The 14511-nt window shown below is 36.7% G+C and carries 7 protein-coding genes and 2 pseudogenes; 7 read left to right on the forward strand and 2 right to left on the reverse strand.

The annotated features are described in order from the left end of the window. Window positions 1-62: 62 nt before the first annotated feature. Entirely contained in the window at window positions 63-1403 is a 1341-nt protein-coding gene (locus EC846_RS13705) for a hypothetical protein (protein ID WP_123775501.1), read from the forward strand. On the opposite strand, the gene EC846_RS13710 is transcribed toward EC846_RS13705, so the two are convergent. Beyond that, complete coding sequence (locus EC846_RS13710) at window positions 1400-2449, reverse strand: helix-turn-helix transcriptional regulator (protein ID WP_046813278.1); 1050 nt, start codon at window positions 2447-2449, stop codon at window positions 1400-1402. The genes EC846_RS13705 and EC846_RS13710 overlap by 4 nt on opposite strands. A gap of 198 nt (window positions 2450-2647) precedes the next feature. On the opposite strand from EC846_RS13710, the pseudogene EC846_RS13715 reads away from it, so the two are divergent. Continuing rightward, window positions 2648-2851: pseudogene (locus EC846_RS13715) on the forward strand (hypothetical protein); the annotation flags it as partial. Window positions 2852-3021: 170 nt separating this feature from the next. Next, on the forward strand, window positions 3022-3270 hold the full coding sequence (locus EC846_RS13720; protein ID WP_123775502.1) for a hypothetical protein: 249 nt from the start codon (window positions 3022-3024) through the stop codon (window positions 3268-3270). 122 nt (window positions 3271-3392) lie between these two features. Here EC846_RS13720 and EC846_RS13725 read toward each other — a convergent pair whose 3' ends face one another. Beyond that, the gene (locus tag EC846_RS13725) at window positions 3393-8069 is read right to left on the reverse strand and encodes a hypothetical protein (RefSeq protein ID WP_123775503.1); all 4677 of its coding nucleotides are present in this window, start codon (window positions 8067-8069) and stop codon (window positions 3393-3395) included. A 143-nt stretch (window positions 8070-8212) separates the two neighbouring features. Here EC846_RS13725 and EC846_RS13730 point away from each other — a divergent pair, with 143 nt between their 5' ends. From EC846_RS13730 to EC846_RS13745, 4 genes and pseudogenes are all read left to right on the forward strand, one after another. Then, window positions 8213-9451 (forward strand): tetratricopeptide repeat protein, encoded by a 1239-nt coding sequence (locus EC846_RS13730; protein WP_123775504.1) that lies wholly within the window; start codon window positions 8213-8215, stop codon window positions 9449-9451. A 91-nt stretch (window positions 9452-9542) separates the two neighbouring features. Continuing rightward, on the forward strand, window positions 9543-9875 hold the full coding sequence (locus EC846_RS13735; RefSeq protein WP_123775505.1) for a hypothetical protein: 333 nt from the start codon (window positions 9543-9545) through the stop codon (window positions 9873-9875). A 128-nt stretch (window positions 9876-10003) separates the two neighbouring features. Further along, window positions 10004-13067, forward strand: a pseudogene (locus EC846_RS13740) (type VI secretion system Vgr family protein). After that, window positions 13064-14509 (forward strand): hypothetical protein, encoded by a 1446-nt coding sequence (locus EC846_RS13745; RefSeq protein ID WP_123775506.1) that lies wholly within the window; start codon window positions 13064-13066, stop codon window positions 14507-14509. The pseudogene EC846_RS13740 and the gene EC846_RS13745 overlap by 4 nt, the downstream one beginning before the upstream one ends. Window positions 14510-14511 lie beyond the last annotated feature (2 nt).

Raw genomic sequence — 14511 nt, forward strand, 5'->3', positions numbered from 1 at the left:
ATTTTTGAAAATAGATTATTTATAGTGGATGGAATGCCAATAACAAAATGTTAGGAGGACATATGTATAAGGCAATTAACTTCATTGCAAGTCTTTGTTTAATTACGGTTGGGTTGACTGCGTGTGGAGATGACTCCAATGACGAAATTATAACAGTTACACCACCTGTTGAGACGAGTGATTGTTTCTGGCAGGGGCCGTATGTAAGAGAAAATCCTGCAACCAACTTCGCCTTTCCTGATACTGGAAGTACCTACTGGAGTGCAAAATATACCTTACCAGAGGGAGCTGTGCTCAGGCTGAAAGGTGATTTCCCTTATGCTCGATATATGTCGATTAATAGTTACAAAGCCGACACATCCCCAGCAGATGCAATTAGTGATAGCAGTATTATTCCAGATGCAAACGGAATAAATCCTTTTGTTGATGGCAATGTCAGAAATAGTCCAAATCGTTCATATACATTAAATGTTACTGCGGGGGAGACGATACAAGGCCGACCAGCAAATACACTCTATGACTATGCAAAAGATGGTGGTGCAAGCGTATTGTTATATCGTGTGTATGTACCAAATAAAGGTAAAAATCAACTCGGTGGTGTTAAATTACCGCAAGTTGAGCTTACAACAAGACAAGGACAAGTCTTAACAGGACAAGAAGCATGTAAAGCATTAAATAGTGAGAATAAAATACTTAGTATTCCCGTTATTCCCGCAGAAACCTATGCTAAAGCTCGTCAAAATAATCCAGCCAAAGAGATACCTGTATGGCGGGCAAGTTATACAAGTGCTTTTACACTCCAGTGTGAGTTCTATGGTGTATGCAATACGAATCCCGTTCGTAGTGTGGCTTACTATGCAAATTTAGATAATCAGTACATATCTACTTTCTTGGATCGTAGTATCAAGCCAATTGTTGTGATTCGAGGAAAAATTCCTAAAGTACCAAAGACATGGAATGGGGAAGATCGTTTTGACAGTAAGAACGCACAGCTTCGTTACTGGTCAATATGCCAAAATGAATTTTATTCACAGAAAGTGACGGATTGTTTATTTGATGAGAACACTACAATCAATCCTGATGGAAAATACACAATTGTTACTGGTTTGGACAGTGACCGCCCAAGTAATGCAACAAAAGAGTGTGGTGTTGACTTCTTGAAATGGCCTGAAAATGGTGATGGTTTCTCACTTGCTGAGGGTCGTACAGATAATAAAAATGATGCAAGGATTATTATCCGTAATATGTTACCAGCAAGCAATTTCCAGAATGCAATTCAAAATACCAAAACTCCAGGTGATGAAAGTGCTGTAATGGGCGAATACCTGCCACAAGCCCGTTACTATACAAAAGCAGAGTTTGAAGCTTTAGGATGTAATGCTTACCAAAAGCTAAACTTCTAATGATGTATGGGTAAGTTCCAGGACGGGGTTAAAAACCTTGTCCTGTATTCTTTTGGAGTCATTCCAAACCAAGTTTGGAAAGCTTTTAAAAACTGACTTTTAGCTTTATAACCCAATAATGTACTTATTTGTTGAGAGGTAAATTGTTGGGTTTTAAGATACTCAACCACTCTTTTTTTTCTTTCTTCCAATAAAATGTCATTAAAGGTAATATTTTCACTATTTAAACGTCTTTGAAGCGTCTTGACACTCATATTCATGGACGTTGCTATATTTTTAATATTGGGTGGAAGAAAACCCAATGTTGTACAAAGAATTAGGCTGATTTTTTCTTTATAGGAAATTTCAGGAAACTGCTTATCAATAGAGTTGATAAAAGGATTGATTAAGATAGGTGAATCCAATGGGATATAGACCGTAGAATTATAAATGAGTTGATTGTTATCTTTTTTAAAAAGCGGATAAGCTCTAAAAGTTTTGAGATAGATATCTAGATTAACTGGATTCGGTTCATGTTGAAACTCAATTTGATCAGGCCAGTGCTTGTACAAATTCGCTACAAGCCGAGCTACCCCAAACATAGCTCCCTCAATTTGATGATAACTAAATAGCTCAGGTAAGTTGGGTTTAAATACAATATTGATAGTATCTTTGGTTTCTTGCAAATCAATTGAGACAACTTCAGTTAAGATTTTGAAGTAATGAATAACTAAACGAATAATAAAGATAAAAGGTAATTCCACATTTCTATTGAGAATAGGTCCTAGAGCAATACTTATAACTTTGTATAAAGGTGAAAGTGTACCATCACCACTTGCCACGACCTCAAGACCTAGATTAGGTTCATTGGCAAGAGTGACCATTGTTTTTATTTCTCTACTTACTATATCGAGTGGAATACGCTCTCCAGAAAAATTGTCCAATGAGACCCATTCTTTCGAAATTGTTTCAAATAATTCGTTCTTTCCATTTTTGATTGCCCATAGGAAGAATCCCTTTCTATTATTTGCAACGACGTACTTATGGACGCTAAATCCTTTTTTCATATTTAGAATATGTAATCTTAGAAAAGAATAGATTACTTATTAAAATCAATAAAAAATAGATCCAAATAACAATAAATTGAATAAAGAAAAAATTATTTAGATCAATGGATTAATATGCATCAAGTGGTTTTCTTAGCTAAACGGGTTGATGAACAGAGCAAGGCAGCAGGATTTTATCAGGAAGCTTTAGATCATGTGGCACGACTACGCTATTACCATGCAGCTTCAGGTGACTTACTTTCATGCCTACCTTTGCAACTCACGTTGAGAGGAAAAAGTACCACTCAAAGTTATCGGACTCCGATTTATTACGTGGACTTAACTTTACTTGATGATGTGGATCTGCAAGACGTGATTAGATTAGCCGAACAGAGGGATGAACTATGTAAGGCAGTAGGTTTTTAGAAAGAGTTATAGTAATTGATGTAGGTGTTGAATTTAATCAGATGAATTAATCTTTAATTACATTTCATCGGGAAAGACTTTTATAGCGTCAAGCTGTGTCGTTTAAATGTTGATCAAATTGGTATTCAAGATATGATTTAATCTTCTTAACCTAAGGTATTAATATCATGTCAAAAAATTCAAAACAAACATCTAGTAAAGTTGGCTCACTAGCTTCAGATGTATTACGTAATCCATCTTCTTCAACAATTCAGAAAGAGCTTGCTGGATCTGCTCTAGCTCAAACCCATTCAGGTAAACAGACAAGCAGTGATATGGAGTCAAAGGCTTCAAAAGTATTACAAAGTGAAAAATATAGCGATATGACAAAAACTTTAGCAGCATCAGTACTTTCTCAATCAAATAAAGAAAGATAATATATTTCACCTTGGACAGGGAATATTGAAAATGAGTAACCCTCTGTCCAGGTTTTGAGGTAAATCATTTATTAAATAGATTTATCTGCTGAACTACATAGCTTATCTATTGTGCTTGTCATTTAGCTGAGAAGACCATTTTCTATATGATTGGTCGTTCTTAAAACAAGTGAAGAATAAACATCTGACTGAAATAGGTAGTCCCATATGTCTAAACAAATGTTAAGAGTGTCGCTATCTTCATCATCTGTTGCTTCATCATAAAGACGTTGTACAACTCTTATAATTTCTGAGTCTTGAAACCTTTCATTTTTAAATTCACTGTTGATGGTTGAATTAGTTGTTATATTAATAACTAATGTCAAAAGTGATGAGCTATATTCAGCATAACTATCACCTTTGTTCTCAAAGTAATGAAATAAGCCATATAGATTAAAATGAGCAGCTTTAGATTTGGCAAATATTTCAAATAGTTCTGCTGAATTTGTTTTATTCCAAAACTCATCATGACCAACGGTATTACTAATTGAACGTAAAATACTTTCATCATTATCATTAACTAATATCTCAAAAGATGATTGCAATTTTTCTAAATTTTCATCTCCATGCCCATCACATAAAAGCTGGTTAACTACAGACGTACAGCCTTCTTTTAGAATACCAGTGTCATTAAAAATGATTTTGAGTTCCTCCTGAAAGAGGTCATAAAAATACCAACGAGCATAAATTTGGCGTGCGGCCTCTTTACGAACGTCTTGATATTCTGAGCTTAACATTTTCAAAACAAGTGAGATTAAATCTTCCTGATGCTTACCTTTAAAACCATTATTGAAAAAATAATGGGATTCATAACCGCAAGTCATTCTTAGGTCTTTATTGCATAAAGCAAGAAATTGGGTAAATGCAAAATCTTCATCATAATTTAACAGAGGAGCTAAGAGTTCCAGTGTAGCCATCTTTACGGCTGGATGAGGATCATTTATAGCTAAATCTACAAAATGCTTATGAGACAAAGCATATTCTTTATCATTCCAAAAGAGCTCGGCAATAGCCAAATAAGCTTTACCTCTTACACAGTTAATTGTATTACCCCTAAGTTCTTCAGCTGAAATTACTTCTGGATCATTTCCCTTTTGAGGGTTGTAGATATTAAGCTTACCCTGTATTGGATCTTTTGAATTTATCGCTAAATATTCAATTTGTTCAATATATTTTGGAGACAAAATTTTTATACGAGTGTCTAATAAATCAATTAAAGCGTGACCATCATCTATTAGTGAAAAGTGGGCTAATACTTGCTCAATTAATTCAATAGGAGGAGATTGCCAACTATCACGATATGGTTCAGTAACATTCGTCAAGCTGGAATCACGTAAGCCCCGAAAAAAAGCTTCAATATATTGATTATCAATATCTTTAGGTAAAGATAAGGCTAATTGACAGAAGCGAATAGGTTGATTCTTTGTAGCAGTAAATAATGCATTAGAAAATTGATGGATACTTGCTTCTGCTAGAGTATCTCCATTAATACGTTTTAATCTAAATGAATTAAACTCTTTAGCAGGCGTGAGAATCAAATTAGTCCATGCTTTATCAGAAAGATGATTAGGGTTGCGTATAGGAGAGGTGACCCAACCACTATTTATTTCGTAAGTTTTACAAAAATCTGATGATTTAGATTGACCAAACTTACGGTTAAGTATCTGGATCATTTGTTCTGCTTCGATAGACCGCCTTTTTTTATCAAGTTTTGGTAGTAAGAAGTACTGAGTTTCTCCCCAATAATGAGAGAAATACCCTGTTCTTCTATATTTAAGCTGTCTTTTTATATCATCATAATCAAAGGAAGAAAAAAATAAAATTTTGTTTTCTAATTCATGAAATAAGGTTTTTGAACAGAATGGAGAAAATTTTTCAATTATTTTTCCTGATAATATCCATGCTGGTTCTTTGTAGGTATTGCCGCATTCAAAACGTATTTCAGGATTGGCTAAAATCCATTCAATGATAAAATCTGAATAATTAGGTGATAGATGTATGATAATTTTAGCTAATATATGATTAAATACAAAATTTTGGTTGTTGCTACAGCTATGAATTAACTCAAACAAAAAATTAGGTTGGTCATGTAATTTTTCAGCTGATTTTTCGAGTAATTCAATTATTCCATGAATTAAATTAGCTACAGGATCGTTATTGTACTTAGTTTTTTTAGATAACCAGTGATATGCTTGTTCCTCATTATTTGTACTGCTTAAGAGAGTGGATAAGCGAGTAAGTAATCTACGAATAGCTTCTTGGGGAACTGCATTAGCGAGAGTAATAATTTCATCCAGTTCGATACTTGACCAATTATCTCTATTCGAAAATTTGGGTTTGCTAGAACGTTGTTCAGAATAATAATCAATTTCTATAATATCTTGATAATGATCCAGCATTAATTCAATCAGGTCTAAGGCTCGTAAGGGATTCTTTCTAGAAAGATCTTTCCAGTTGACAAAATTGACATAACAGCCTGATGCTATAAGCTGTTTGCGTACTTCAAACATTTCTACTGAATCATTAGCGATATCCCAGCATAAGGAGTTATAGACATATCTATCCCATTGTTCAGACTTCCCTATAAATGGTTTCATTTCAGAGAGAACAAGATCTGGTGAATAGTCTGCAATCGATCTGAGTAATCTTAAAGTAATATCTAGCAATTCAGGATTATGATCATTTAACCAACTATTCAAATATTTTTTTTCTGAAAGATAGGATAAAATTGCCACATTCTCATAACAGCTATTATTTAGGAATTTAATAAATAAACTGGTTTCCGCAATAATTTCATCAATCAAGAGCTTAGCTGGTTTTTTTAAATCTTTTATATTTTTTAGAGAATTGAGGGCTAAATATTTCAAGTGAAATCTTATATTCTCATTAAAAATTATTGCTCTAATACTATTGCAGAATGAGGTTTGTTCTGCTTCAAGTAAAAGATTTAGAGCATATTTTAAATGCTCACGCTTAGTTAAGGTTTGTTCGTTACGGTTTCCAAGCATTTGAATTAGATTGTCGGTAGATATCATAGCCTCATTAAAGAACTTAAGACCTATTTGATAATCATAAAGAGCTTGATGTCTGAAACTTATTCTCGTGCTTTGCTTAGATAATAGTCCTACAGAAATTAAAGCATGTAATGTATTTTGGCTACAAGGGGGTAGAACGTTTTCATTTACATTCAGGCGTGAGTTACGAGACATTTGTTCAACAATAATATCGATAAGATTTATCGCATCTTGTTTAGAAATGTGGTGGCTAATTTCTAGGAGGTCTATGCGATTCTCTCTAAAGAGTCGTACTAACTCTAACTTATTTGTAAACTGGGGAGCAGATTGGATTCTTTCTGCTATCGTCAAATAAATATTAAGCCATAAAGGGATTTGTAAAGTTTTCTTTTTTTCTTCTGTCAGAGAGTTATAAACCTCATAATCTTTGATGAGATTACTGACTATTGATTGATCTAACGTGGAAATACTAATTTCGTTAAGCTGACTGTTAAGACTGCTAATCCAACTTGAAAGGGCTGCATCTTCTTGTGCATCAAAATCTCTAGAAGCAAGAATAATACTAATTTGAATCTTTTCTTGACGTAAACTAAGAATCTGTCTTACTAATTGACGACATATTTCTAAGGCGTTACTTGAATGTGATCCTGTCCAACGTATAGCATCTAGTTGATCTAAAAGAATCACGACTTTTTGATGTTTCGCAAAATTTTTTAAACAGCTAATAGGGGAAGAAGGGAATCCTAAATCTTGCCCAAATTGATCTATGTTATTTTCAGGGTGCTTTCGATCAAGTCTTATAGGGATACTTATAATATTTTGTGCTTGTAACCGGTGATGCAACTCCAATAAGACAACACTCTTACCCATACCAGCTTCTGCTTTAATAAGCGTGATGGCTGTTTCATTCACTGATTGTACAATTTCATTAAGTTCAGGACGTGGGATAACATTTTGAGTAATTAGATGAGGTTCAATAGAATTAACGAATTCTTCTGATAGTTGTCTAATAACAGTCGTAATTCTTTCATCATTAGGAGTGATCTTTAGACTGAAACCGTGGGCCTCAAGGTCGTTTAATAGTTGAGATGCTGTAATTTTTTGCCTTAGCCTATTAAAGCCAACAGGATACGTTTTTAGAAAATTAATCACATTAATTGGTTGGTCAAAAAAGAGCATTGAAGCCTTATCTAGTAGCTCATTACGTTGATAGGCATCTTCAGAGTAACTAGTCACTACAAATTTTTGTAGGAATTTAATTGCACGTTCCAAATGTATATCTTGTTGGAGATCTAAGCCCAGATGTGTACATAGCTGTGAGAAATCCTTTTGTCTTTCTGCGCTAGAGCTAATTTGGTAAGTTAAAAAATTTTGAGGTACCCCATTGTAATTCAATGCAATTAAACGTAAGTCCGCCATTAATTTACAAGTTAAAGGTGAAACAAGATTAAATTCTTGAGTACCTTGCTCAATCTGGAACTTGGCATTTTTTAATATGCTTGTGCTATTTAAAGCTGAAAGAGTCCAGAACTCATTGCTTCCATTTCCAGCTTTGCACTGATGATGTTCTGTTTTGCCATCTAATCGCCCAATAATAATGTCTACGCCTACTTCATCAGTACCTATGGGTTCTATAGTGACATAAGCAATTTTCTCTTCAAGAAGTCTAATTAATTGATAAGCAATCCAATTTGTCTCAAAATAGTTGCCCAATTTCTCAGCAAAACCGCCTGCTTCTAACGCCACGTATAGAACCTTATTTTTACTTTACTATTCAGTAATATATAACAATTATTATTGATAGCAAAACTTTGCCCATGGGCTAATGGTCAGCCTAAAGAATATTCGTACTGGTTTAAAGTCGATGACAAATAAAGGATAGAAATCAAATGAAAAGATTAATGCTTCACCTTGTTGTCGCCACTAATATTGTAGTTACCAGTTCAACAGTATCTGCTGAAACCAAGAAAGTGAACCTGTCGGCAGGACTGAACTATGTGCTGTCGCAAGTCAGGAACAAAGGAGATAATAACCAAAGTCACCACAATATGGGGATGCTTTACTACTTAGGAAAGAAGGGTGTACCTGTAGATCATAAAAAAGCGGCTGAATGGTTTTCCAAGGCAGCAGCGAATGGTTTTGCTCCTTCACAGTACGCATTAGCAGTCATGTATCTTAATGGGGATGGTGTACCACAGGATGCAGAAAAGGGCGTTACCTTGTTACAAAGTGCCGCGCGGCAGGGACAACCTGAAGCGGTCATGATGTATAACTCATTACAAGCCAAGGTGCAGCAGCTTAATACCACTCAAATGCCATCAGTACAAACAGCCACAACTGCCATTAAATATTATGATACATCCAAGCTTGAACCTAAGAACTTTAAGCAAGTTGTACTCCCTAATCTGAGTACGGATACCATTGCCCGAAGTTTTTACAAGGTAGCATCATCCAGAGAAAGAGAAAAAGATGATTACTGGGGAAGTGGCAAATACTACTATGTTAATAAGCCTAGCGACTTGGACGATCTCACAGACGCTGTGATCAGTATCGCCCCTATTTTTACTTACCAGAATATGCAGGGGGAAGCCCGTTATTTAGTCCCTGTGGAAGTGACTTTAGCAATCGAAGGCAGGATAGAAACTTCACATGTTACACGAGGTACTTTGGAATTATATCTCTTTAAAAAATTGGACAATGGACAATTCCAAATGATTTCAAAAACAGCCCAAGGGGGAATTGAAAGTATTGAGGGATATGGTCGAACCTCATGGAACGCCCAAGAATTTAAAAAGAACTTACAAGCTTTTGGAAACAATACACTAGGAAGTTATACCATTGATGGTTATTACGGCAATGGTTATGGGGAAAGCGTATGGTCACTTCTTCTGTTAAATGAGGAAAGTTATATTTTTGAACAAATGTTTGAAGAAGGAAAAGTTTCAGAACAACCAGAGTACGGCTATTCTTCAGCAATCCAAGTCAACAAAAATGGACAACCATTTTATCCATTCCAGATTCATTATCAGGGAACGGATATGAACGACAATAATCGAATGGTTAAAGTAAATAAAATTTTAAGTTATCAGTATGACAGTAAGAGTAAGTTTTATTTGAAGCTGAAATAATACTCTTAAATTAGAGAAACTATATTGATGTCTATCCTCCTGTTTCTGGGTATTAGGAATTGGAGGACACTATAAGAATGAGGAAATATCAGTGAATATTAAATCAATTAAAAATGATGATGATCTTACTAACGCTTTTATTCGTTTAGAAAGTATCTTTCAGGCAGATAAAGGTACGTCTGAAAACTGGCTACTTGAACACCAACAGGAAATCTTTAGAACAGATATAGAGGTCAAGGAGATTGCTAAAAACTTGAATCAGACCGAACGGCAAATTATGTATGCACGTAAAGAACTTAAACTTTTATTAGACAATATTGGACGGCGCAATGATAAAAAAGCATGGGTAGAAAAATATTGGAATGAACCCACTGAATTGAGTATTAACCAACTTCAACGGAAATATAATCTCAGCTTTGATTAAGTTTGTTATAGGCGAAAGCTACTCAAGCAGCTCAAGGGAAATGACACAAATAGACAAAACCGTCTGAGCATAAATATACTTTTTGCTGTAAAATGCGCTCACGTTTAAAAAAATCTAAATAAGAAGCGATGTTCAAAACTATTTATTCTGCATTAGAACAACTTGGCTTAACAGCACAAAAACGTGCGATTCATATTCAATTTTCTAATCCTGCTTTAGCCAATCAGGTATTTTTGCAACGCATTGAGGGTACACATGCAATTAATGAAGGGATAACTACTGACCTGATCTGCCTATCAACGGACGCAACCATTGCATTGAAACAGTTCATTGGTTGTCAGGCAGCGATAGACCAAGTCACAGATACAGGCACCCTATTCAGAATCTCTGGCATTATCACTGAAGCCGTACAAGGACAAATCTGACGGTAGTCTCACACTGTATAAACTCAAATTACAAGATGCCACTGCACTCTGGCATAAACGCCGCAACAGCCGTGTGTTTATGAATAAATCTGTGCCTGAAGTTCTAGAAATAGTGTTCCGTGAGTGGCAGCAGCGTAGTCCATTATTTGCATCCAGCCTTACACTTGATCTGAGTGGACTTACACAAGACTACGATATCCGTCCATTTATCATGCAACACAATCAAACAGATGCAGAGTTTTTAACAAATTTACTTCGTTCAGAATCTATCTGTTGGTTAATCGACGAAGCCCAACTCAACGTCGCGAACAGAAATAGTCCAATCCAAGCACAAAAACTACGTTTGATTGACGATAACCACCAATACCAAGCTTTAAATCGAAGAACAATTCGCTACCATCGCAGTAGTGCCACCGAACAATACGACAGCATGACCAGCTTGATTGCCGAACGCAGTCTACAACCGACAGCCGTGCATATCCAACGTTGGCAAGCGGATGCTCTAGAACAAGAAGATGGCGCAGGTAGTGTGCAAAGCAAACATCAGCATAGTCAACAACATGACAATGCCAGCCTAGGACTCGAAGATGCATGGCATTTCACCCCAGCATGGATGCACGACCTCAATGGCGAAGATGGCGCAACAAAATCAGGCAACAGCCAAATTGAAAAACTCAATCAAAACCTCAGTCACTACCATGATGCCCAAGCCAAACACTTTATTGCCAACACCACCGTACGAGATACTCAAGTCGGCTATTGGTTTAAGCTGACTGAACACCCTGAAATTGACCAACACAGCGGATCAGACCAAGAATTTCTGATCACCGCCAAAACATTCTACAACCAAAACAACTTACCTAAAGATTTAAACCAACAAATCCAAAGCTTGATCAGCCAAAGCAACTGGCAAAACAACACGACCCAAAGCAACATAGAAGAACGCCAAGCCAACCAACTAACCCTGCAACGCCGCAGCATCAAAACCGTACCCGAATACCAGCCATTACAACACCGTCCAGCAGCCCATCCTCAACGTGCTAAAGTCGTCGGACCAGCAGGCGAAGAAATTCATGTCGATGAATGGGGTCGAATCAAAGTTCGATTCCTGTTTACCCGAAACGATGATCACCAACACGATGGTGGAGCAGGCAGCAACGACAATGACACCGATTCAGCATGGGTGGATGTACTGACCCCGTGGGCAGGCGAAGGCTATGGTGCACGCTTTCTACCGAGAATTGGTGAAATTGTGGTGATCGACTTCTTTGACGGCAATATTGATCGTCCCTTTGTCACAGGACGATTGCACGAAGCACAACGCAGCCCAACCAAATTCGACAATGCAGGACAATTGCCTGACACCAAAAAACTAGCAGGTATTAAAAGTAAAGAATATCAAGGCACAGGTTATAACCAACTACGCTTTGATGACACCACTGGACAGATCAGCGTACAACTACAAAGTAGCCATGCTGCCAGTCAACTCAATCTTGGCAAACTCAGCCATCCCAAAGCAGAAGCAGAAAGTGAAGACCGAGGCGAGGGATTTGAGCTACGGACTGATCAATGGGGAGCAGTCCGAGCAGGTGAAGGCTTATTGATTACCACCCATGCTCAAGCACAAGCCGAAGGCGATCATCTCGAAGCGCAAAGCGCTAAACAACAGCTAGAAGGCAATCAAAGTAATGCCAAAGCCTTGAGTGAAGTTGCCAAGAATCAGCAAACGGATGAATTGGAATCGGTTGATCAATTAAAAGAATTCTTTGAACAGATACAGCAAGATATTGCGCATTTTAATGAAGCCGTACTTTTACTTAGTTCACCAAATGGGATTGGACTGAGTACCTCAGAAGATATTCACCTGTCAGCAGATGGACAGTTGAACCAATTTGCAGGGGATAGTATTAATCTGACCACACAGAAGAACCTGATTGCCCAAGCCAGTCAAAAGATCAGTTTATTTGCAGCCCAGAATGGCATTAAACAAGTTGCTGCAAAAGGTAAGTTTGAGATACAGGCTCAAGGTGATGCTTTAGATATTCTCGCAAAGGCAGGAATACAAATCATTTCGACTGAAGATGCAATTTATTTTAATAGTCCAAAGGAAATTGTATTTAAAGCAGATAGTTCTGAACTTAAGTTGAATGGTTCAGGAATCTTTCCAACCACAGGTGGAAAGTTCGAAGTGAAAGCTGGGCAGCATTTGTTGAAGAGTGGCGCGAATGTTCAAGCAAAATTGCCAGCTTTACCTGTATTGAATATGCCACCTAAAGCGTTAGAGCTTAAATATTTATACGATGACTTAAAACCTGTTGTTCAAGCACCTTATAAACTTATGTTTGAAGATGGAACAATGCTAGAGGGAATATTAGATACTAATGGCTATGCTAAAGTTCAAGTTCCAGCGGATAAAAGCAAGCCAAAAGTATATTACGGTTTTAGCAGTGTTGAAGCTAAATCAGACCATACCAAGCCAGAAAATACATTTAAAGATAATAAAATCATGACGCTTGCAGAAGCGGAACAGTTGATTGAGCAATACAACAAGCAAGAACTCGATATACTTTTAGATGAATATTTCCCAGATGAAATTCAATCAATGATTGATGGACATTCGGTAGAGTATGATGAGCATATCAATGACTATGTTGAACAATCTCTGGAACAAAAAAATAGTTCATCTGATGCGATAGAGGATAATGCAGAAGAAATTCCATTAAATGAACAAGCGACACCACATTTTAGTTTTGGGGATGAGGAATGAATACTGCTGTTGTAAAACTATCTGTTAACTCTTCAATCAGAGTCACACAAAATGCTGAGCAATCAGCAGCAGACTGGATCAAAGGAGTATTGGATGGCAGCGGTTCTAGCCCAGCACAAATTGTAGTTGCTGTTGTTATTGGTTGCATTCCATTTGTAGGTCAAGGCGTTGATGTCGGTAATGTCATTGTTTCAGTTGTCAAAATAGCAGAAAAGCCTGAGCAGAAAGATAATTGGTTTGACTTGGTTTTTAATTTGATTGCATTTGTACCTGTTGCTGGTGATGGATTAAAAATTGTATTCAAACAATTACGTTCAGGTAAGGGAATGGGGGCGATATTAGACTCAATCCCAAGTAAAACAATGCGAGGGAATGTCGAGAAATGGTTCCGCAATTTAAACTGGAATGCGTATACGAAAGAATTACAACAAACCTCAAATAAAATCGTAGATGGATTGATTGATGTTTTTGATAGTTGGTTGTCACGAGCAGTCTTGGGGCAAGCTCGATTAAAGACATTGGTCTCGCAGCTTCGGAAGATGAAACAGGTTGCAAATAGGCAAATTGAATTGGTGATGAAAGATTTACAGTCACTTCATAAACAAGCTTTAGCAACCCCTTATCCAAATACGACAGCAAGAGCACCCATTCATCAGCCCAGCCGTAATACTACAAAAAATACCAATCATTCATCTGCACCACAAACCTCTCAAAATGGGCAAGTAGTAAAAAATACAGGTGGAAGTACAGCAAATACCGGTAAGTTAAATACATCAACAAAAAGACAGGCAAAAAAGCGCACGAATCAAGAGCTAGGCTCTGGTGGCGAACATATAACGGATTATTATTTTGTAAAACGTAAAAAGAACCGTAGCAAAATTAATAATAACGGTGTGCTTTATGAATATCATGATACTGGACATAATGGGATTGACCATGTATGGCATAGCAATAGTATTGGGCATAAGTACAGAATTACTGATAGCAAAGCGACGAATTTAGCCAGTCATAAAAAACTTATGACGCCTAAAGCCGCTATGGCGGCTTTAAGGATGGGGTTAGATGTTTATATGAAGTCTGATCAAGAGAATAAAGTTAAACGATCAGTTGGTACAACAGTGGGTGATGGTGTACAAATGTCTCACCTGTGGATATCTAATAAAATTATAACTGCTAATATTACACCTAACCATAAGGTCAAATTACTTTCAGACATAAGGGCCTGGAGAAGGGTTAAATTTAAAGCGGGTACTGAAAAAAGAGTGGGTAAAACCGTTGCGGTGCGGTGTCCCTATGATCGTAGCTTAATTACGATTACGGGGAATCAATTTGATCACCATCGTAAATGTAAAGGTTTGGATAAACCCAAATGTACTCGTACAGTTACTTCCCATGCGATTACTTTAGAATTTGTTATGCCAAATGAAATGTTGGAGCGTTAGAA

The sequence above is a fragment of the Acinetobacter sp. BIGb0102 genome (assembly GCF_003815055.1).
Lineage (GTDB): Bacteria > Pseudomonadota > Gammaproteobacteria > Pseudomonadales > Moraxellaceae > Acinetobacter > Acinetobacter vivianii.